Here is a 19,454-nt window from a genome sequence, read left to right on the forward strand (position 1 = left end):
GGCGGCGGCGGGGACGGTCTCCACCCGGTCGACCTCGGGGGCCAGTCGCCGGACGGCCGCCTCGACGGCGGCGGTGAGCGCCGCGCCGCCGGAGCCGCAGCCGCCGGCGGCGGCCACCTCGATCCGGGCGGTGCCGCCGTCCAGGGAGAGCAGCCGGGCTCCGTCGCCCGCCTCCTCCAGGGCGCGCCGGACGCGCTGCTCGACCGGCTGCGGGTGGAGGTCGTGGACCAGCAGCAGATGGCCGAGCAGTTCGTCGCGGGCGAGGTCCTCGGCCAGTGCCGCGGCGTCGGGGTGCGCGGCGAGGCGGTCCATGACGCGGGCCAGGCACTCGCCGTACAGGTCTACCAGCGCCTCCACGGTCTCGGTGGCGCGGGCGCGGGCGGCGTCGTCCGGCAGGGCGCCGAGTGCGGCGATGAGCGCCTCGACCCTGGTCACATGGGTGCGGGTCTGTGCGTCGTCCCAGGTCATCGTGGCCGCCTCAGACCCGGGAGCCGAAGGTCGGGGAGTGGAACTGCTCCAGGGTGCGGCCGCCGCCGAGGTACATGTGCACGCCGCAGGGCAGACACGGGTCGAAGCTGCGGACGGTGCGCATGATGTCGATTCCCCGGAAGTCGTCGGGACCGTTCTCCTCGAAGATCGGCGTGCCCTGGACGGCGTCCTCGTAGGGGCCGGGGGTGCCGTAGGAGTCGCAGGGGGAGGCGTTCCAGGGGGTGGGCGGATACGGCTGGTAGTTGGCGATCTTGCCGCCCTTGATCACCAGGTGGTGGGAGAGCACTCCGCGCACCGCCTCGTGGAAGCCCACGCCGATGGCCTCGTCGGGGACGGTGAAGTCCTCGAAGACCTGGGTGCGGCCGGCCCGGACCTCGGCGAGCGCCTGCTCGCAGAAGTGCAGCGCCATGGCGGCGGCGTAGGCGACGAAGTACATCCGGGCGCGGTTGCGCTCGATGGTGTTGGGGAACGGCGGCGGCTTCCACTCCAGGGTGGCCTCGGCGGTGGCCGGGGTCCGGGGCAGGTCGATCTGCACGGAGTGGCCCGTGGAGCGGACGTAGGGGGTGTTGACCTTGCCGGCCAGGGCGGTGGCCCAGAGACGGGCGATGGGCCCGCCGCCGGTGTCCAGGGCCAGGTGGTCGCCGGTGCGCTTGTCCAGCCAGCGGGGGCTGACCACCCAGCTGTACTTGCCGCCGTCCAGCTCGCGCTTCTGCGGGGCGGGGAGGGTGGTCTGGTTCCAGGGGTGGCGCTGGTCGACGGGGTTGCCGAGCGGGTCCTCCTTGACGAAGGTGTGCTCGTCCGCCCAGTCGTGGTAGTAGGAGCTGCCGAGCAGGATCCGCATGCCAAGGTTGATGTCGACCAGGTCGGTGGTGACCAGCTGGTTGTCGACCACGATGCCGGGGGTGACGAACATGGCGTTCCCCCACTCGTTCATGTGCCGGTAGTCGTAGTCGACGACGTTCGGGTCCTGGAAGCAGCCCCAGCAGGCGAGCAGGGTGCGGCGGCGGCCGACCTCCTCGTAGCCGGGCAGCGCCTCGTAGAAGTAGTCGAAGACGTCGTCGTTCATGGCGACGGCCTTCTTCACGAAGTCGATGCAGCGCATCAGCCGCACCAGGTAGTCGGTGAACAGCTGAGGGGTCGCCACCGTGCCGACGCCGCCCGGGTACAGGGTGGAGGGGTGCACATGGCGGCCCTCCATCAGGCAGATCATCTCCCGGGTGAGCCGGCTCATCTGCAGGGCGGCCTTGTAGACCTCCCCCTCGAAGGGGTTGAAGGCGCGCATGATGTCGGCGACGGTCCGGTAGCCGTGCAGGTCGCCGCGGGGCGCCGGGGTGTTCTCGGCACGGGCCAGGACGCTGGGGTTGGTCTCCTTGACCATGCGTTCGCAGTAGTCGACGAAGACCAGGTTGTCCTGGAAGATCGTGTGGTCGAACATGAACTCGGCGGCCTCGCCGAGGTTGATGATCCAGTCGGCCAGCGGCGGCGGCTTCACCCCGTACGCCATGTTCTGCGCGTACACCGAGCAGGTGGCGTGGTTGTCCCCGCAGATGCCGCAGATGCGGCTGGTGATGAAGTGCGCGTCCCGGGGGTCCTTGCCCTTCATGAAGACGCTGTAGCCGCGGAAGATCGACGAGGTGGAACGGCACTCCACCACCTCGCGGTTGGCGAAGTCGACCTTGGTGTAGATGCCGAGGTTGCCGACGATCCGGGTGATCGGGTCGAAGGCGACCTCGGTCAGCTCGCGCGCGCCCGGCTGGGTCGTTGTCACAGGTGGTTCCTCTCGGGGTTCAGCCGACCGGCCAGCGCGGCGAGAAGCCGCTGGTGAGCACGGCCTTGTTGTGCCGCCACTTGGGTTCCTTGTTGGCGCTGCGGTTGGTGATGCTGCGCAGGGTGCGGATGAACGGCCCGTAGGCGTTCATGATCGCGGAGGAGAGGGAGCCGCCGGGCGGCTCGTCCATGAAGGGCATGAACTTGTCGGGGAAGCCGGGCATGGTGCAGCCGATGCAGATGCCGCCCACGTTGGGGCAGCCCCCGACGCCGTCCATCCAGCCGCGCTTGGTGACGTTGCAGTTCACCACCGGGCCCCAGCAGCCCACCTTCACCTGGCACTTGGGCGAGTTGTAGTCCTTGGCGAAGTCGCCCTGCTCGTAGTAGGCGGCGCGGTCGCAGCCCTCGTGCACCGTCTTGCCGAAGAGCCAGGTCGGCCGCAGCTGCTCGTCCAGCGGGATGGTCGGTGCCAGCCCTGCGGCCTGGTGGAGGACCCAGGTCAGGGTCTCCATGAAGTTGTCGGGCTGGACGGGGCAGCCGGGGACGTTCACCACCGGCAGTCCGCCGGCGGAGCGGAAGTCCCAGCCCAGGTAGTCGGCGAGGCCCATGCAGCCGGTGGGGTTGCCCGCCATCGCGTGGATGCCGCCGTACGCGGCGCAGGTGCCGACGGCGACCACCGCCCAGGCCTTGGGTGCCAGCTGGTCCAGCCAGTCGTTGAGGGTGATGGGCTGGCCGGTCTCCAGGTCGTTGCCCATGGAGGTCCAGTAGCCGTCGCCGTTGATCTTCTCATTGGGGATGGAGCCCTCGACCACCAGGATGAAGGGCTCCAGCTCGCCGCGGGCGGCCTGGCGGAAGACCTCGAGATAGCGGTCGCCGGTCTCGTAGGCCAGCACCTTGTTGTGCAGATGCACCTTGGGCAGGCCCGGGATGGCCCCCAGCACCACGTCCTCCAGGCTGGGCAGCGAGGCCGCGGTGACGGACACCGTGTCGCCGTCGCAGCTCATGCCCTCGGACGTCCAGAGGACGTGTATCTCGTCAAAGGGCGGCGTCTTGGGTTCGGAGCTCACTGGCAGTCCCTTCTGCGGCCGCCGGGGGGGCGGGCCGCCGCCGATGGACCTCGGCGGCGGTGGCGCCCCGCCGACGGGGCACCACCTCCGGTGCTTCTGCCCGGAATGCCGGAAGGATGCCGCGGCACCGCCCCGGTTCACCCGATCAGCAGACCGACGGATCCGCAGCTCAGCAGATCCGCGGCAGCTGCTCGCCCAGCGGCAGGTCGACGATCCGGGTGCCGCCCAGACCGGTACGCGCCACCACCAGTCCCGGGTGGTCGGCGACGCACTCCCCCACCACCGCGGCGCCGCGGCCGTGCGGATGCGCCCGCATGGCGTCCAGCACCGCCTCGGCGTGCTCCCTCGGCACGAACGCCACCAGCCTGCCCTCGTTGGCGACGTACAGCGGGTCCAGGCCGAGGAAGCCGCAGGCCGCCGCGACCGGCTCCGGCACCGGCACCCTGCGCTCGTCCAGCACCACCCCGGTGCCGGAGGCGGCGGCGATCTCGTTCAGCGAGGCCGCCAGCCCGCCCCGGGTGGGATCGCGCAGGGCGTGCAGCTGCGGGGTGACCGCCAGCATCGCCTGCACCAGGCCGGCCAGCGGCGCCGTGTCGCTCTCCACCTCGGCGCCGAACTCCAGGCCCTCCCGGACGCTCATGATGGCCACCCCGTGCAGGCCGATCGGACCGCTGACGATCACCACGTCGCCGGGTGCGGCCCGCTGCGGACGGATGTCGACGCCCTGCGGGACCAGGCCGATGCCCGCCGTGTTGAGATAGACGCCGTCGCCGTGCCCCGCGTCCACCACCTTGGTGTCCCCGGTGGCCACCGCCACCCCCGCGGCCCGGGCCGCGGCCCCGACGGCCTGGGCGACCCGGCCGACCGAGGCCAGCTCGGTGCCCTCCTCCAGGATGAAGGCGCAGGACAGGTACGCCGGGACGGCGCCGCTCATGGCCAGGTCGTTGACGGTGCCGTTGACGGCCAGGTCGCCGATGCTGCCGCCGGGGAAGAAGAGCGGGCGCACCACATAGGAGTCGGTGGAGAAGGCGATCCTGGCGCCGCCCAGCGGCAGCACCGCGGAGTCCCCGAGTGCGGCCATCTCCGGGCCCCCGTAGGCCGGGGCGAAGAGATGCTGCACCAGCTCGGCGGAGAGCGCCCCGCCGCCGCCGTGCCCCATCACCACCACCGGGTGGTCGCGCAGCGGCAGCGGACAGCTCCACCGGGAGAGGTCCGGTGCCGGGTCGACGAGGTCAGCCAACGGGGGTCGCCTCCTCCGTCGTACGCGCCGGCGCGGGCGTCTCCGTGCCGAGCCGCCGGTAGAGGTGGTACGCCGCGCAGGCACCCTCGCTGGAGACCATGGTGGCGCCCAGCGGGGTACGGGGGGTGCACTCCCGGCCGAAGGCGGCGCACTCATGGGGTTTGATCAGCCCCTGGAGCACCTCGCCGCTGCGGCACAGCCCCGACTCCCGGGTGGTGATCCCGGAGACGCTGAAGCGGTGCTCGGCGTCATGGTCGCGGTAGGCGTCGGAGAGCCGCCAGCCGCTGCGCGGGATCACCCCGATGCCGCGCCATGCGCGGTCCCCGACGGTGAAGACCTCCTCCAGCATCCGCAGCGCCGCCGGGTTGCCGCCCTCCTGGACGGCCCTGGGGTAGGCGTTCTCCACCCGGTGCTCGCCGCGTTCCAGCTGGCGGACGGTGCGGCGGATGCCCTCCAGGATGTCCAGCGGCTCGAAGCCGGTGACCACGATGGGGACCCGGTACCGCTCGGCCAGTTCCGGGTACTCCGCGGTGCCCATCACACTGCAGACGTGCCCAGCGGCCAGGAAGGCCTGCACCCGGCAGTCGGGCGAGCGCATGATCGCCTCGATCGCGGGCGGCACCCGGACGTGCGAGACCAGCAGGCTGAAGTTGCGCACGCCCAGCCGCCGCGCCTCGTGCACGGCCATGGCGTTGGCGGGGGCGGTGGTCTCGAAGCCGACGCCGAAGAAGACCACCTCGCGGTCGGGGTGGCGCCGGGCGATGGCCAGGGCGTCCAGCGGCGAGTACACCACCCGTACGTCGCCGCCCTCGCCCTTGACCCGGAAGAGGTCCCGGTCGGTGCCGGGCACCCGCAGCATGTCGCCGAAGGAGCAGAAGACCACACCGGGCCGGGAGGCGATCTCCAGAGCCTTGTCGATCATCTCCAGCGGGGTGACGCAGACCGGGCAGCCGGGGCCGTGGATCAGCTCGACGCCCTCCGGCAGCAGCTGGTCGATGCCGTGCCGGATGATCGAGTGGGTCTGGCCGCCGCAGACCTCCATCAGCGCCCAGGGGCGGGTCACGGTGGCATGGATGTCGTCCAGCAGCCGCCGGGCCAGCTCGGGATTGTTGAACTCCTCGACGTACCTCACCGTGCGGCCTCCTCGACCGGGCGGACGGCGCCGGCCTCGGCCGCCGCGCGGCCCCAGGCGTCGCCGAACTCCTCCTCCAGGACACCGAGCTGCTCGAAGAGCTCCAGCGTCGAGCGGGCCGACTCCTCGTCCAGCCGCTGCAGGGCGAACCCCACATGGACGACGGCGTAGTCGCCGACCTCGATGTCGGGCAGATAGGCGAGGCACACGTCCTTGACCACACCGCCGAAGTCGACCTGCGCCATGCGGGTGCCGTCCCGCTCCTGGATGTCGACCACCTTGCCGGGCACTGCCAGGCACATGGCTGTCCTCCTCACTTGACTTGCTGGGCTTCTGACTTGCTGGGCTTCTGACTTGCCGGGCTTCTGACTTGCCGGGCTTCTGACTTGCCGGGCTTCTGACTTGCCGGGCCTGCCCGCCCGGCCTCCTCGCCGGGCTCGGCTCGGCGCCGCCCCCGGTCAGCCGTGCGGTGCCGTACGGGCCCCGGCCACCGCGGCCTGACCCAGCGACAGTCCCCCGTCGCCGGCCGGCACCACCCGGTGCCGCAGCACCCCGAAGCCGTCCTCGGCCAGACCCGCCGCACACGCCTCGTCCAGCAGCGCGTTGCCGAAGACACCGCCTGACAGGGCGACGGTCCGCACCCCGGTACGGCGGCGGGCCGCGCCGCAGACCGCACGGACCGCCTCCACCACCCCCCGGTGGAAGCGGGCCGCCACCACCGGGGCGGGCACCCCCGCCCGGACGTCGTCCGCCACCGCCCGGATCACCGGCCCCGGGTCGAGCAGCAGCGGCCGCCCGCCGTCCGGGCGCCCCTGCTCCCGGAGCCCGAAGGCGTAGCCGTGCTCCTCCCCCGCCGCCCGGACCGCGGCCGCCTCCAGCTCCAGCGCGGCCTGGGCCTCGTACCCCGCGCGGTGGCACACCCCCGCCAGCGAGGAGACCGCATCGAAGAGGCGGCCCATGCTGGACGTGGGCACACAGCCGATCCCGCGCTCCAGCTGACGGCCGAGGACCCCGAGCTCCTCCGGGGAGCAGGCCGCGGCGCACGGCAGGTCCGCGGCCCAGGGCACACCGGCGGCGCGCAGATGGGACAGCGCCATCCGGCAGGGGTTGCGCACCGCCGCGTCGCCGCCCGGCAGCGGGACATAGGCCAGGTGGGCCAGCCGGCGGTGGCCGCGGTAGTCGGCCAGCAGCACCTCGCCGCCCCAGATCGCGCCGTCGTCGCCGTATCCCGTCCCGTCGAAGGCCACCCCGATGACCGGGGCGGTCCCCTCCCAGCCGTTCTCGGCCATGGCGGCGGCGACATGCGCATGGTGGTGCTGCACCAGGACCGGCGGGCACCCGTCCCCGGCCCGGCGCCGCGCCCACCGGGTGGAGCGGTAGCCGGGGTGGCGGTCGGCGGCCAGCAGCACCGGGGTGACACCGGTGAGGGTCCGCAGGTGCTCCTCGGCCCGCTCGAAGGCGGCGAGGGCGGCCGGCTCCTCCAGGTCCCCGATGTGGGCGGACAGCCAGGCGGAGTCGCCGTCGGCGAGGCAGAGGGTGTTCTTGAGGTCGCCGCCGACGGCGAGCACGGGACGTACCGGGACGGGCAGCGCGATCCGGCCCGGCGCATAGCCCCGGGAACGCCGCAGCGGCATCGTACGGCCGTCCGCGGCCGCCCGGACCACCGAGTCGTCGCAGGCCACCCGGATGGCGCGGTCGTGCCAGAGCCACGCGTCGGCGAGGCCCTCCAGCCGGGTCCTGGCCTCCAGGTCGTCGGTCACCAGGGGCGCCCCGGAGCGGTTGCCGCTGGTCACCACCAGCACCCGGGGGCCGGGCGGGTCACCGGGAAGGCCGAACAGCAGCCGGTGCACGGGGGTGTACGGAAGCATCACCCCGACGTCGGGGCTGCCGGGGCAGACGGCGGCGGCCAGACCGTCGGGGGTGCGGCGGCGCAGCAGCACGATGGGCCGGACGCGGCCGGTGAGCAGGCCGAGCTCGGCCGGGCCGACATGTCCCAGCCGCTCCGCGGCGGCCGGGTCGGCGGCCATCACCGCGAAGGGCTTGCCGCCGCGTGCCTTGCGGCGGCGCAGCTCGGCGACGGTGTCCTCCCGCCGTGCATCGCACACCAGGTGGTAGCCGCCGATGCCCTTGACCGCCACGATCGCGCCCTCGGCCAGCAGCCTGCGCGCCCCGCTGAGCGCCCGGTCGTCCTCCGCGGCCGGCCCCCCGCCCCCGGGGTGGTCCAGCCGCAGCCGCGGGCCGCAGCGGGGGCAGGCGACGGGCTGCGCATGGAAGCGCCGGTCGGCGGGGTCCGCGTACTCCGCCGCGCACTGCAGGCACATGGGGAAGGCCGCCATGGTGGTGGAGGCCCGGTCGTAGGGCAGCGCCTCGGCGATGGTGAAGCGGGGGCCGCAGTGGGTGCAGGTGATGAAGGGGTGCCGATGGCGGCGGTCGGCCGGGTCGGCCAGCTCCTCCAGGCACTGGTGGCAGGTGGCGGTGTCCGGCGGAAGGAGGGTGCGGCCCTCGCCGGTACGGGAGGCCAGGATGGCGAACCCGGTGCCGTCGCCCGGCGGCAGGTCCTCGTGGTGGACCGAGGCGACCTCGGCCAGCGGCGGCGCCTCCCGGGCCACCCTGCGGCAGAAGGCCTCGACGGCGGGGGCGGGGCCCTGGACCTCGGCGACCACGCCCTGCGGGCCGTTGGCGACCTGGCCGGTGAGCCCGAGTTCGACGGCCAGCGTGTGCACGAAGGGACGGAAGCCGACGCCCTGGACGACGCCGCGTACGGTGACCCGGCGCCGGACGGGCGATGCCGTGCCCGGCGCCGGACGCACCCCGGGGGCGCTGCTCACCGTGTCCATGGCGCCGTTACCGGGCCGTGCTGCCGGGGGCGGCGTCGATCAGGGCCCCGGCGGGGGTGTGCTCACGGGCGGGGGTGTGCTCATGGCTGTGGCCGTGCTCACGGGCGGGGGTGTGCTCATGGCTGTGGCCGTGCTCACGGGCGTGGACGCCGGCGAGCGGCGGGCGGTGGACGGGCGCGCCGCCGCAGACGGCGGCCACCCGTGCCCACAGCTCCGCGACGCCCCGCCCGTCGCGGGCGGAGGTGGTCAGGATCTCCACACCGGGGTTGACCTGGGCGACGTACCCGGTGAAGGCCCGCTGGTCGAAGCCCGCGGCCGCGGCCAGGTCGGTCTTGGTGAGGACCACCAGGTGCGCCAGCCCGAAGGCGGTCGGGTACTTGACGGGCTTGTCCTCGCCCTCGGTCACCGACATCAGGGCGACCCGGAGGGTCTCGCCCAGGTCGTAGGAGGCGGGGCAGACGAGGTTGCCGACGTTCTCCACGAAGAGCGCCCGGGTGCCGTCCGGGAGCCAGCCGTCGAGGTGGGAGCGGAGCTGCTCCGCCTCCAGGTGGCACAGGCCCCCGGTGAGCAGCTGCTTCACGGGCGCTCCGGACTCGGCCAGCCGTTCGGCGTCGTGCTCGGTGGCGAGGTCGGCCGTGACCGCGGCGACGGGGACGCCGAGCGACCGGGCGTGGCCGAGGATCCGCTGCAGCAGCTCGGTCTTGCCGCTGCCGGGGCTGGACAGCAGGTTCACCATGGTGACCCCGCGGTCCGCCAGCTCGGTGCGCAGCGCCCCGGCCAGGCCGTCGTTCTTCGCCAGTACGGACTGCTGCAGATCAATGACACGGCACATCCGCGGCCGCCTCCTCGGGGTTGGGGCGGGTGGTCGCGCCACCCGGGGCCGGTTCGGCGAAGCGGACGCCGGCCAGGTCGAGCTCGCGGCCCGCGGTCACCTCGACGGCGGGTGCGTCGCAGCCCGGGCAGTGCAGGGAGAGCGGCGAGCCCACCACGAAGGACGTCCGGCAGGACGCGCAGCGGGCACGGGCCTGGACCTGCTCCACGACCAGCCGGGCCCCTTCGAGCACGGTCCCCTGCTGCGCCACGGTGAAGGAGAAGCGGAGCGCGTCGGGTTCCACCCCGGCGAGGGTGCCGATCCGCAGCCGTACCTCCTCGGTCCGGTCGGCCCCGTGCTCGCGGGCGAGCTCCTCGACGGCCTCCACGACGGCCACCGCGATGGACAGCTCATGCATGGCGCTGCTCCTGTCGGCTGGTGGTGGCGTTGCGCCTCACGCTAGGCAATGACTCTCCGGAAAATCCGGACGGCAGCATCCAAACCGAACATCCCACCCGTACAGCTCACATCATCTGAAATGCTGTCCCGCGCATGGCCGGTCCCCGTACGGCCGCCCCGGCACAGCCCGCGCGTTCAGCCGCGCCGGGTGGTGGGCAGGGCCGGATGGCGGCCCAGGACGAAGACCCCGGCGACCACCGCGAGCAGACCGATCACCTGCCCGGCCAGCGCCCCCGGCGTGACCCGCAGCCGGTCCCCCAGGAAGCCGATGCCGCAGGCGATCCCCGCCAGCGGCTCGGTCGCGGTCAGGGACGGCAGGGACATCCTCAGCTCACCGGCCTCGAAGGCGCTCTGCACCAGCATCAGCCCGGTCACCGCCAGCGCCACGATGGTGTACGGCTCCCAGCTGCTCAGCAGCCCGGCGACCCCGGAGTCGTCCACGATCCGGCTGGCGGTACGGGTGAGGGCGTCCTGCAGCCCGTACAGCGCACCTGCGGCGGCGGCCAGCAGCGGCGGGTCGTCGACGACCGGCACATGCTTGGCGACGGCGATCAGGGCCAGCGCGACACCGACCACGCCGCCGAAGACCAGCCAGTGACGCAGGGCCCCCACCTCGGCGGAACCGCTCTGCGGCCGCCCCGCGATGATGAAGGCGGCCACACCCCCGCTGAGCAGGACCACTCCGCCCCAACCGGAGCGGCCCAGGCGCGGCCCGCCGCGCCACCGCGCCAGGGCCATGGCGAAGATCAGACTGGTGGCCAGCAGCGGCTCCACCCGGGAGAGGTCGCCGCGGGCGAACGCAAGCACGCTGAAGAGCTGACCCAGCACCATGCAGCCGATGCCCCACAGCCACAGCGGCACCTTCATCAGGTCCAGCAGCAGCCGGAAGCTGAGCATGTCGGACAGCGGCGCCTGCTCCGCGGCGTGCTGCTGGAGGACGAAGCCCAGGCCGAGGAGACACGCCGCGATCAGGCTGTACACATAGATCACGACTGTCACACCCCTGTCCGGCACCCATGTCGGCTGACATCGGTACCCCGCCCGGGTCGGCGGATACCACCCGGGCCGCCCATGGCGCCGCACCACGGCAGGCCCCCGCGGCGCGGGGGGATCTCCGGCGGGCCGGGCGCGTGCCCGGGGGTGCGGGCCGTGACGCGCGCCGGGCGCGGGCCGGGGTGCAGGGCGCGCGGGGGCCCGGCGGTGCGCGTCCTGCCGCCTGCTGCGGCCGTCCGCCCGGAGAACTATGGTTAGTTGATATCAGCTAACCACCAGGGGGGTGGGCCATGACGGCACCGGTTGAGCGGTACGGATGGATAGCCCTGTCCAACACCACGCTGGGCACGCTGATCGCCACGATCAACAGCTCGATCGTGCTGATCTCCCTGCCGGCGATCTTCAACGGGATCGGGCTCGACCCCCTGCTGCCCGGCAACGTCAGCTATCTGCTCTGGATGCTGATGGGATACATGCTGGTCACCGCGGTCCTGGTGGTGACGCTGGGCCGGCTCGGCGACATCTACGGACGGGTGCGGATCTACAACGCGGGGTTCCTGATCTTCACGGTGACCTCGGTGGCGCTCTCCCTCGACCCCTTCCACGGCGGCTCCGGCGCGCTGTGGCTGATCGGCTGGCGGGTGCTCCAGGCCGTCGGCGGCTCCATGCTGATGGCCAACTCCGCGGCGATCATCACCGACGCATTCCCCCTCTCCCGCCGCGGCATGGCCCTGGGGGTCAACATCGTCGCCGGCATCGCCGGCTCCTTCATCGGCCTGATCCTCGGCGGCATGCTCGCCGAATGGAACTGGCGGTCCATCTTCTGGGTCAACGTCCCCATCGGCGTCCTGGGCACACTGTGGGCCTACCGGTCGCTGCGGGACACCGGGGTGCGCCGCCCCGCGCAAATCGACTGGTGGGGCAACGTCACCTTCGCCGTGGGCCTCACCGCACTGCTGGCCGCCATCACCTACGGCATCCAGCCCTACGGCGGCCACACCATGGGCTGGACCAGCCCCTGGGTGCTGACCGGTCTGATCGGAGGCGTCGCCGTACTGGCCCTCTTCTGCCTCCTCGAGGTGCGGATGCCCGAGCCGATGTTCCCCCTCGCCCTCTTCCGCGACCGGGTGTTCGCGGGCGGCAACGCCGCGACCCTGCTGGGCTCGGTGGCCAGGGGCGGGCTCCAGTTCATGCTGATCATCTGGCTGCAGGGAATCTGGCTGCCGCTGCACGGCTACGACTACGCCGACACCCCCCTCTGGGCGGGGATCTACCTGGTACCGCTGACCGTGGGCTTCCTGGCCGCCGGACCCGTCGCCGGGCATCTGTCCGACCGGTTCGGATCCCGTCTCTTCGCCGCGGCCGGACTGGTTGTGATGGCGCTGTCGTTCGCCGGACTGCTGCTGCTCCCGACCGACTTCGGCTATCCCTGGTTCGCCGCACTGGTCTTCCTCAACGGGCTGGGCGGCGGCCTGTTCGCCGCCCCCAACACCTCACTGATCATGTCCTCGGTACCGGCGGAGGCCCGCGGCGCCGCCTCCGGGATGCGCGCCACCTTCCAGAACGCCGGCATGGTGCTCTCCATCGGCGTCTTCTTCTCCCTGATGGTCGCCGGCCTCTCACAGTCGCTGCCCGGCGCGCTCAGCAGCGGACTGACCGCCCAGGGCGTCCCCGCCCCGGCCGCGCACACCATCGCCGGGCTGCCCCCGGTCGGCACCCTCTTCGCCGCCTTCCTCGGGTACAACCCCGTCCGGCAGCTGCTGGGCCCCGACGTGCTCGGCGGGCTGCCCGCCTCCCGCACCCACACCCTCACCGGCCGGGAGTTCTTCCCCCACCTGATCTCCCAGCCCTTCCACGACGGCCTGGTGGTGGTCTTCTGGCTGGCCATCGCCATGTCCCCGGTCGCAGCCGCCGCCTCACTGGTACGGGAACGCGGCGGCCGGGGCCGGTCGGCGGATACCGTGGACCAGTCGGACCCCACCACCGCACGGGCCCGCTGACCGGCAAGGGAGACCCCAGCAGCCATGACCGAGCCGAGCGCGCTGCGGACGGCCGGCGACCCCGGCGACCGGGCGACCCCGCCGCACGCCGCCCTGGACCCCGCCGAACTCACCCGGCTGCGACTGGCCGTCGCCAGGCTCAACCGGCGGCTCACCCAGGCCGCGGGCGGCCAGGACCTGACGGCCGCCCAGCTCTCCGCACTCGCCAGGATCGAGCAGCACGGACCGCTGCGCCTGGGCGAGCTGGCCACCCGGGAACAGGTCGCCGCGCCGTCCATGGTGCGCACCCTGGCGCCGCTGACCGCGGGCGGACTCGTCGGCAAGGAACCCGACCCGCAGGACGGCCGGTCCTGGCTGATCACCCTCACCCCGGCCGGCGGCGAACTGATCGCCCGGCTCCGCCAGGAGCGGTCCGCGGTGCTCTCCCGCAGCGCGGCACACCTCACCCCCGAACAGTCCGAGGCGCTGCTCGCGGCCATCCCGGTGCTGGAACTGCTCGCCGAGGGGACCGGCGGGGCACCGGCCGCCTGATCCCGGGCCGCCCGGCATCACTGCGTACGGTCGTTGAACTGGAAGACGAAGCCGGCCACCCCGGCCGCGGTCACTCCCAGCCCGATCAGGAAGAGCCACAACCCGACGGCCACCCCCAGCCCCAGCAGCGCCGCACCCACGGCACAGAGCACCGGGTAGTGGCTGCGCGGCGGGAAGAAGTCCAGCGGACCAGCCGTCTCGGCCACCTCGGCGTCGCGGTCCTGCGGCCGCTGCCCACGTCGCCCGTGCTGCACCCAGAAGAAGAAGGCGACCAGCCCCGACATCAGAAAGGCGACGATCAGCGCCGCCGTACCGGCCGGCTCGTGCGAGGCCCAGCCGTAGGACGCCGCCATCACCGCGAAGAACGCCGACACCCCGGTGAACAGCACCGCCTCGGCCTTCACGGCGTCGGCCCCGAGTGGCCCGGGTCCCGGGGCTGCTCCTCCGACTCGGCGGCGACCACCTCGGGGTGGTGCAGGTCGAACGCCGGGGACTCGCTGCGGATCCGGGGCAGCGCATGGAAGTTGTGGCGGGGCGGCGGGCAGGAGGTCGCCCACTCCAGGGACCGTCCGTACCCCCAGGGGTCGTCCACGGCGACCCGCACGCCGTACCGGGCCGTCCGCCAGACGTTGTAGAGGAACGGCAGGGTGGAGAGCCCCAGCAGCAGTGCCCCCGCCGAGGAGACGGTGTTCAGCGTGGTGAAGCCGTCCGACGGCAGATAGTCGGCGTAGCGGCGCGGCATGCCCGCCGCGCCCAGCCAGTGCTGCACCAGGAAGGTGGTCTGGAAACCGACGAAGAGCATCCAGAAGTGGATCCGTCCCAGCCGCTCGTCCAGCATCCGGCCGGTGAACTTGGGCCACCAGAAGTAGAAGCCCGCGAAGGTGGCGAAGGCGACCGTGCCGAAGACCGTGTAGTGGAAGTGCGCCACCACGAAGTAGCTGTCGGAGACATGGAAGTCGATCGGCGGCGAGGCCAGCAGCACCCCGGTGAGACCGCCGAAGAGGAACGTCACCAGGAAGCCCACCGACCAGAGCATCGGCGTCTCGAAACTCAGCGAGCCGTGCCACATGGTGCCGATCCAGTTGAAGAACTTCACCCCGGTCGGCACCGCGATCAGGAAGGAGAGCAGCGAGAAGAACGGCAGCAGCACCTGCCCGGTGACGAACATGTGGTGGGCCCAGACCGTCATCGACAGCGCGGTGATGGCGATGGTGGCACCGATCAGACCCCGGTAGCCGAAGACCGGCTTGCGGCTGAAGACCGGCAGGATCTCCGTGACGATGCCGAAGAACGGCAACGCGATGATGTACACCTCCGGGTGGCCGAAGAACCAGAAGAGGTGCTGCCACAGGATCGGGCCGCCGTTGGCCGCGTCGAAGGCGTGCGCGCCGAACTTCCGGTCCGCCTCCAGCGCCAGCAGCGCCGCGGTGAGCACCGGGAAGGCCAGCACGCCCATGATCGAGGTGAAGAGCACGTTCCAGGTGAAGATCGGCATGCGGAAGAGGGTCATCCCCGGAGCCCGCAGGCAGCAGACGGTGGTGATGAAGTTGACCGACCCCAGGATGGTGGAGAGACCCGCCACCACCAGCCCCATCACCCACAGGTCGCCGCCCAGCCCGGGGGTGCGCACCGGACCGTTGAGCGGCGCATAGGCGAACCAGCCGAAGGAGGCCGCGCCCTCCGGCGTCAGGAAGCCCGCCAGCACCATCAGACCGCCGAAGAGGAACACCCAGTAGGTGAAGGCGTTCAGCCGCGGGAACGCCACATCGGGCGCACCGATCTGCAGCGGCATCACCGCGTTGGCGAAACCGGTGAAGGTGGGGGTGGCGAAGAGCAGCAGCATGATCGTGCCATGGATGGTGAACAGCTCGTTGTACTGCTGCGCGGTGACGATCTGCAGCCCGGGCCGGGCCAGTTCGGCCCGCATCAGCATCGCCATCACCCCGGCCACCAGGAAGAACCCGAACGAGGTCGCCAGATAGAGGTTGCCGATCACCTTGTGGTCGGTGGTGGTCAGCCAGCGCACCACGGCGGAGCCCTGGACCAGACGTGCCCGGGTGCGTTCCGGCGGCTGCCCGGCCGGCCTGTCCACCAGCGCCATCGGTGCCCCTCCTCCGCGGGTCGCGGGTGCCGGCCCGCGTATGCCGCCGTCCCGGCCCGGGGCGGCACCGGCAATGCGTTCCCGGCGCGTCCCGGGTCAAACCCGGCCGTACGGCGGCCGCCGCGTCCCGTCGGTGCCGGCCGCCGCAACCCGTCGGCGCCGGCCACGGCTCGGTTCGACGGGGCTCGGCAGGGCGGCCGATCCGGCCCGTACGGGGCGCCCCTCCCCCGCCGGGCTCAGCCGAACCGGGCGGCCAGCCGGCGGTAGAGGCCCGGGGCGATGCCGTGCAGCCGCGCCGGGATGCGCAGCCAGCCTGGTACGAACACCTCGCTGCGCCCGTACGCCACCGCCTGGCACACCGCCTCGGCGACCTGCTCGGGCGGGATGGGGCGCGGCAGGGTGCGCCGGTAGGGGGCGCCGCGGCGGGTGAAGAACGGGGTGTCCACCACCCCCGGCACCACCAGGGTGACCGTGACACCGGTGCCGGCGAGTTCGTAGCGCAGGCTCTCGGCGAAGGCCCCCAGCGCGGCCTTGGCCGCCGAGTACACCGCCTCCTCACGGACGGAGACCACCCCGGCGATGGAGCCGATCAGCACCACCTGGCCGCCGCCCCGGCCGACCATCTGCGGCAGCACCAGCCGGACCAGCCGGACCACCGCCTCCAGGTCGACGGTGAGCACCTGCTGGATCGCCGCGGCGGGCATGGCGGTGAACGGGCCGGCCCAGCCGACCCCCGCCCCGGCGACCAGCAGATCCACCCGGTCGGCGACGGCCAGCGCCCGGTCGGCGAGGTCTGCGCATCCGCCGGGGTCGGCCAGGTCGGCGGGCAGCGCGGTGCCCCGGGTCCGGGCGGCGATCTGGTCCAGGCGGCCGTGGTCGCGTCCGCTGAGCAGCAGGTGCCACCCACCGTCGGCGGCCAGCGCGGCGGCCACCGCGGCGCCGATGCCCGAGGAGGCGCCGGTGACCAGGGCGACCGGCCGGGGCTCCCGGGCGCCCGCGGCCGCCTGGGTGCCGTGGGCTTCGGGTGCGCAGGCGGGGTCCAGGACGGCGCTGCGGACGGAGTGGATCCTCCGGGGCGGGTCTGCGGCTACCCCCACTGCTGGCTCCTCGGGTGGGCTGTCTGCCGGGCTCCCAGGTATCCGCGTGGGGACCGGGTAAACACCCTCGCACGGCTTCGTTCGCCGTGCGTGTCCGACCCGTCGCCTAGGGTGATCCGTGTGCGCCCGCCCCGGTGGCGGGCGGGTACCGCCGGCGGGTGCCCGCGGGCGGTCGGTGAGAGGCGGGTTTCCTTGGCGAGGCGCTTCCTGATCCTCAGCGCCCGGATGGGCGCGGGTCATGATGCGGTGGCGGCGGAGCTGGTGCGCCGCCTGGAGGGCTGCGGCCATCAGGCGACCCGGGTGGACGTGCTGGATCTGCTGCCGGCCGGACTGGGGACCGCGCTGCGGGCGGGCTACCGGGGGGCGGTCGGCCGGCTGCCGTGGACGTATGCGGCGCTGTACCGGGCCTTCTTCCACCCTGCCCGGGGTCCGCGGCCGGGCAGCGCGCCGCTGGCCGCGCTGGCCGAGGGCCGGCTGCTGGCCGTGGTGCGGGAGCGGACACCGGATGCGGTGGTGCCGGTCTTCCACCTGGCCGCGCAGGTGACCGGGCGGCTGCGGGCGCAGGGCCGCCTGGAGGTGCCGTGCCCGGTGGTGGTGACCGACTTCGCGGTGCACCGCCAGTGGCTGCACCCGGGCAACGACGGGCATCTGTGCGTCTGCCCGGCGGCGGCGGAGGAGGTGCGGGGGGCCGGTGGACGGGGGGTCTGCGCACCGGGACCGGTGGTGCCGCCGTGGTTCACCGCGCAGGCCGCGGGCGCGCAGCCCTGGGGGCCGCTGCTGCGGCGGGCCGGTGAGGGCCGGCTGCCGGTGCTGGTGTCCGCCGGGGCCTGGGGGACCGGGTCCGGTCTGGTGGGGACGGCCCGGACGCTGGCGAGGGCCGGTTATCTTCCGGTGGTGCTCTGCGGCCGCAATGAGCGGCTGCGGCGGCGGCTGGCGCGGCAGGGCGGGGTGTGGGCGCTCGGCTGGGTGACGGAGCTGCCCGGCCTGCTGGCCTCCTGTGCCGCGCTGGTGGACAACGCCGCAGGCCAGACCGCCGTCCAGGCGCTGGCGGCCGGGGTTCCGGTGGTGGGCTACCGGCCGATCCCGGGGCACGGTGCGGCGGGGGTCCGCCGGATGGCCGCGATCGGTGTCACCAGCCATGCCCGCGACGAGACCGAACTGCTCACCGCCCTGGCGGCGCTGACCTCCGCGGGCGCCGCACGGGAGCAGCGGATCGCGTCGGGGCGCGCCCTCTTCGCCGCCGACCCGGCACAGCTGCTGGCGGCCGCGGCCGCGGCCGAACGGCCGGGGCGGCTCAGTCCCCGGCCCGGTGCGCGGCCCCGGTGAAACGGCTGATGATCTGCAGCAGGGCACCCAGCTGGGACGGCTCCAGATCACGCACCTGCTGGGCCTCCCGGATACCGGTGAGGCGCAGCAGTTCGTGCGCGGTCAGCAAGCCCACGCCGGGCAGTGCCCTCAGCAGCGCAGAGACCCGCATCCGCGCTGCGGTCTCGTCGCCCTGTTCGGCGTCCCGAAGCACCCGGCTGATCGCCAGCGCCCCGTCGGTGGACACCTCACTGAGCAGCTCCGCCTCGTTCCGGGGGTGCGAAGCCGCTCCGCCGGGGTCCCCGGTCCTCCCGGGGTGGCATCCGGTCATGCGTCGCCTCCTTGTCGTCCGGCCCCCTTGCCGAGAGCCGGACGGGTCGGCCCTGCGCACGGTGGAGCGACTCGGCACCGGAGTGCGCCGGGGTCAGGCGACCTCGGCGTCCTGCCGGGCGCCGTCCTCCGCCAGCCCGCGGCCGGCGACCATCCTGGCGCTGCCGTCGGCCAGCCGGTAGGACAGGCCGACGACTGCGAGCCGGCCCTCGTCCACGGCCTCGGAGAGTACGCGGGAGCGGTCCAGCAGCAGGTCCACGGTGTTCCGGATGTGCTCGTCGACGATGTCGTCGGGGTGCTCGATCCCGGCGGCGCGGGCGGCCAGCACACTCGGGGTGACCCGCTCCACGACGTCGCGTACGTAGCCGGACGGAGCGAGCCCCTCGGCCACGGCGGCGCGGGCCGCGGCGACCGCGCCGCAGGAGTCGTGGCCGAGGATGACCACCAGGCGGCAGTCCAGCATGCTCACGCCGTACTCGATGCTGCCCAGCACCTCGGGGCCGAAGACATGGCCGGCGGTGCGGACCACGAAGAGGTCACCCAGCCCGCGGTCGAAGATGATCTCCGCGGCGAGTCGGGAGTCGGAGCAGCCGAAGAGGACGGCGAAGGGGTGCTGCACCGGAGCCAGCGAGGCACGCCGCTCGGCGTCCTGGTTGGGGTGGTCAGGTATGCCTGCGACAAACCGCTGGTTGCCTGCCATCAGCAGGTCGAGGGCTTCGCGCGGCACGATTGTTCGATCAGCAGCCATGGCGGAAGGATACGCGGGAGTGCGGCGACTCGCCCGGCGTGATCACTCCTCGAAATCGTCGCCCTCGGCCTGTGAGTGCTCCTGGGCGTGGGCCGTCTGCTCCGAGGTGGTGTCCTCGACGACCGGTTCGCCCCCGGCCGCGGCTGCGGTTCCGGACGTGTCGGTGCCGGCCGCCTCCTGGGGCGTCCCGTCCTGGGGCGCTGTCTGCTGCGACATCGCGACCTCCCGCGAGAGTGAAGGGATGGACCCTTCCAGCATGCCGCTGCGGCCCCGCGGCCGCCATGGACCGCGGGGCACCCCCGGCGCGCGGGAGCGACAGCACGGTCAGAAGTCGAAGACCTCACCGCGCGCGCTGAGCAGCGCGCAGTGGTTGCCGAAGGTCTCGCGGTAGGAGACGCGCCTGCCGCGCCACACCCCGTCCGCGGTCACCGTCACCGGGTCGGCGAGGGCCGGACAGAACCGCCGCCCGCCCCTGAGGGCACGCGGCGAGCCCCCGGCCTGCGCCAGCCGGGTGCAGGCCTGGGCGGAGGGGGGGTGGGGGCCGGAG

At 73.3% G+C, this 19,454-nt stretch carries 20 protein-coding genes; 3 read left to right on the forward strand and 17 right to left on the reverse strand.

Translation table 11 applies throughout. The annotated features are described in order from the left end of the window. The 10 genes from AOK09_RS06455 to AOK09_RS06500 all read right to left on the reverse strand — a co-directional run. The coding region (locus AOK09_RS06455) for a NifU family protein (protein WP_055586144.1) at nucleotides 1-468 on the reverse strand (468 nt) is incomplete at its 3' end. A 10-nt stretch (nucleotides 469-478) separates the two neighbouring features. Further along, entirely contained in the window at nucleotides 479-2,257 is a 1,779-nt protein-coding gene (locus tag AOK09_RS06460) for a nickel-dependent hydrogenase large subunit (RefSeq protein WP_055586145.1), read from the reverse strand. Nucleotides 2,258-2,276: 19 nt separating this feature from the next. After that, the gene (locus AOK09_RS06465) at nucleotides 2,277-3,260 is read right to left on the reverse strand and encodes an NADH-quinone oxidoreductase subunit B family protein (protein WP_107101256.1); all 984 of its coding nucleotides are present in this window, start codon (nucleotides 3,258-3,260) and stop codon (nucleotides 2,277-2,279) included. 232 nt (nucleotides 3,261-3,492) lie between these two features. Then, nucleotides 3,493-4,563, reverse strand: coding sequence for a hydrogenase expression/formation protein HypE (hypE, locus tag AOK09_RS06470; RefSeq protein WP_055586147.1), 1,071 nt, complete (start codon nucleotides 4,561-4,563; stop codon nucleotides 3,493-3,495). After that, nucleotides 4,556-5,695, reverse strand: coding sequence for a hydrogenase formation protein HypD (gene hypD, locus AOK09_RS06475; protein ID WP_055586148.1), 1,140 nt, complete (start codon nucleotides 5,693-5,695; stop codon nucleotides 4,556-4,558). The genes hypE and hypD overlap by 8 nt, the downstream gene beginning before the upstream one ends. Continuing rightward, nucleotides 5,692-5,997: a HypC/HybG/HupF family hydrogenase formation chaperone gene (locus AOK09_RS06480; protein WP_055586149.1), complete on the reverse strand. Its 306-nt coding sequence runs from the start codon at nucleotides 5,995-5,997 to the stop codon at nucleotides 5,692-5,694. Before AOK09_RS06480 ends, hypD begins: the two co-directional genes overlap by 4 nt. A 156-nt stretch (nucleotides 5,998-6,153) precedes the next feature. Next, entirely contained in the window at nucleotides 6,154-8,532 is a 2,379-nt protein-coding gene (gene hypF / locus AOK09_RS06485) for a carbamoyltransferase HypF (RefSeq protein WP_055586150.1), read from the reverse strand. A 7-nt stretch (nucleotides 8,533-8,539) separates the two neighbouring features. Then, nucleotides 8,540-9,364, reverse strand: coding sequence for a hydrogenase nickel incorporation protein HypB (hypB, locus tag AOK09_RS06490; RefSeq protein WP_055586151.1), 825 nt, complete (start codon nucleotides 9,362-9,364; stop codon nucleotides 8,540-8,542). Further along, entirely contained in the window at nucleotides 9,348-9,761 is a 414-nt protein-coding gene (hypA, locus tag AOK09_RS06495; RefSeq protein WP_055586152.1) for a hydrogenase maturation nickel metallochaperone HypA, read from the reverse strand. Before hypA ends, hypB begins: the two co-directional genes overlap by 17 nt. A 176-nt stretch (nucleotides 9,762-9,937) precedes the next feature. After that, the gene (locus tag AOK09_RS06500; RefSeq protein ID WP_055586159.1) at nucleotides 9,938-10,792 is read right to left on the reverse strand and encodes a DMT family transporter; all 855 of its coding nucleotides are present in this window, start codon (nucleotides 10,790-10,792) and stop codon (nucleotides 9,938-9,940) included. Nucleotides 10,793-11,085: 293 nt separating this feature from the next. Here AOK09_RS06500 and AOK09_RS38860 point away from each other — a divergent pair, with 293 nt between their 5' ends. Then, complete coding sequence (locus tag AOK09_RS38860; protein WP_055586153.1) at nucleotides 11,086-12,795, forward strand: MFS transporter; 1,710 nt, start codon at nucleotides 11,086-11,088, stop codon at nucleotides 12,793-12,795. 24 nt (nucleotides 12,796-12,819) lie between these two features. Beyond that, a complete protein-coding gene (locus tag AOK09_RS38865; RefSeq protein ID WP_055586154.1) occupies nucleotides 12,820-13,326 on the forward strand; it encodes a MarR family winged helix-turn-helix transcriptional regulator in 507 nt (168 codons plus the stop codon). 17 nt (nucleotides 13,327-13,343) lie between these two features. On the opposite strand, the gene ctaF is transcribed toward AOK09_RS38865, so the two are convergent. The 3 genes from ctaF to AOK09_RS06525 form a co-directional block, all read right to left on the reverse strand. Further along, nucleotides 13,344-13,730 carry an aa3-type cytochrome oxidase subunit IV gene (gene ctaF / locus AOK09_RS06515; RefSeq protein WP_055586155.1) on the reverse strand — a complete coding sequence of 129 codons (387 nt, stop codon included), beginning with the start codon at nucleotides 13,728-13,730 and terminating at the stop codon, nucleotides 13,344-13,346. Beyond that, nucleotides 13,727-15,427, reverse strand: coding sequence for an aa3-type cytochrome oxidase subunit I (gene ctaD / locus AOK09_RS06520; RefSeq protein WP_055586156.1), 1,701 nt, complete (start codon nucleotides 15,425-15,427; stop codon nucleotides 13,727-13,729). The genes ctaF and ctaD overlap by 4 nt, the downstream gene beginning before the upstream one ends. A 236-nt stretch (nucleotides 15,428-15,663) precedes the next feature. After that, nucleotides 15,664-16,524 carry an SDR family NAD(P)-dependent oxidoreductase gene (locus tag AOK09_RS06525; RefSeq protein ID WP_407675353.1) on the reverse strand — a complete coding sequence of 287 codons (861 nt, stop codon included), beginning with the start codon at nucleotides 16,522-16,524 and terminating at the stop codon, nucleotides 15,664-15,666. 192 nt (nucleotides 16,525-16,716) lie between these two features. Here AOK09_RS06525 and AOK09_RS06530 point away from each other — a divergent pair, with 192 nt between their 5' ends. Beyond that, a complete protein-coding gene (locus AOK09_RS06530; RefSeq protein ID WP_322973152.1) occupies nucleotides 16,717-17,850 on the forward strand; it encodes an MGDG synthase family glycosyltransferase in 1,134 nt (377 codons plus the stop codon). Here the strand turns inward: AOK09_RS06530 and AOK09_RS06535 are convergent. From AOK09_RS06535 to AOK09_RS06545, 4 genes are all read right to left on the reverse strand, one after another. Then, nucleotides 17,819-18,160 carry a hypothetical protein gene (locus tag AOK09_RS06535; protein ID WP_055586157.1) on the reverse strand — a complete coding sequence of 114 codons (342 nt, stop codon included), beginning with the start codon at nucleotides 18,158-18,160 and terminating at the stop codon, nucleotides 17,819-17,821. The genes AOK09_RS06530 and AOK09_RS06535 overlap by 32 nt on opposite strands. Before the next feature lie 93 nt (nucleotides 18,161-18,253). Then, on the reverse strand, nucleotides 18,254-18,907 hold the full coding sequence (locus AOK09_RS06540) for a carbonic anhydrase (protein WP_055586158.1): 654 nt from the start codon (nucleotides 18,905-18,907) through the stop codon (nucleotides 18,254-18,256). Nucleotides 18,908-18,949: 42 nt separating this feature from the next. Further along, complete coding sequence (locus tag AOK09_RS39975) at nucleotides 18,950-19,123, reverse strand: hypothetical protein (RefSeq protein WP_157875813.1); 174 nt, start codon at nucleotides 19,121-19,123, stop codon at nucleotides 18,950-18,952. Between the two features lie 108 nt (nucleotides 19,124-19,231). Next, the coding region (locus tag AOK09_RS06545) for an SSI family serine proteinase inhibitor (protein WP_217698387.1) at nucleotides 19,232-19,454 on the reverse strand (223 nt) is incomplete at its 5' end.

This window comes from Peterkaempfera griseoplana, assembly GCF_001418575.1.
GTDB classification, from domain to species: Bacteria; Actinomycetota; Actinomycetes; order Streptomycetales; family Streptomycetaceae; genus Peterkaempfera; species Peterkaempfera griseoplana.

What these genes read in the sequence shown, in the direction of transcription:
- AOK09_RS06465 (WP_107101256.1), bottom strand. Translation starts at nt 3,260, where the DNA reads ATGAGCTGCGACGGCGACACGGTGTCCGTCACCGCGGCCTCGCTGCCC.
- AOK09_RS06480 (WP_055586149.1), bottom strand. Translation starts at nt 5,997, where the DNA reads ATGTGCCTGGCAGTGCCCGGCAAGGTGGTCGACATCCAGGAGCGGGAC.
- hypF (WP_055586150.1), bottom strand. Translation starts at nt 8,532, where the DNA reads ATGGACACGGTGAGCAGCGCCCCCGGGGTGCGTCCGGCGCCGGGCACG.
- hypB (WP_055586151.1), bottom strand. Translation starts at nt 9,364, where the DNA reads ATGTGCCGTGTCATTGATCTGCAGCAGTCCGTACTGGCGAAGAACGAC.
- hypA (WP_055586152.1), bottom strand. Translation starts at nt 9,761, where the DNA reads ATGCATGAGCTGTCCATCGCGGTGGCCGTCGTGGAGGCCGTCGAGGAG.
- AOK09_RS38860 (WP_055586153.1), top strand. Translation starts at nt 11,086, where the DNA reads ATGACGGCACCGGTTGAGCGGTACGGATGGATAGCCCTGTCCAACACC.
- AOK09_RS38865 (WP_055586154.1), top strand. Translation starts at nt 12,820, where the DNA reads ATGACCGAGCCGAGCGCGCTGCGGACGGCCGGCGACCCCGGCGACCGG.
- ctaD (WP_055586156.1), bottom strand. Translation starts at nt 15,427, where the DNA reads ATGGCGCTGGTGGACAGGCCGGCCGGGCAGCCGCCGGAACGCACCCGG.
- AOK09_RS06535 (WP_055586157.1), bottom strand. Translation starts at nt 18,160, where the DNA reads ATGACCGGATGCCACCCCGGGAGGACCGGGGACCCCGGCGGAGCGGCT.
- AOK09_RS06540 (WP_055586158.1), bottom strand. Translation starts at nt 18,907, where the DNA reads ATGGCTGCTGATCGAACAATCGTGCCGCGCGAAGCCCTCGACCTGCTG.
- AOK09_RS39975 (WP_157875813.1), bottom strand. Translation starts at nt 19,123, where the DNA reads ATGTCGCAGCAGACAGCGCCCCAGGACGGGACGCCCCAGGAGGCGGCC.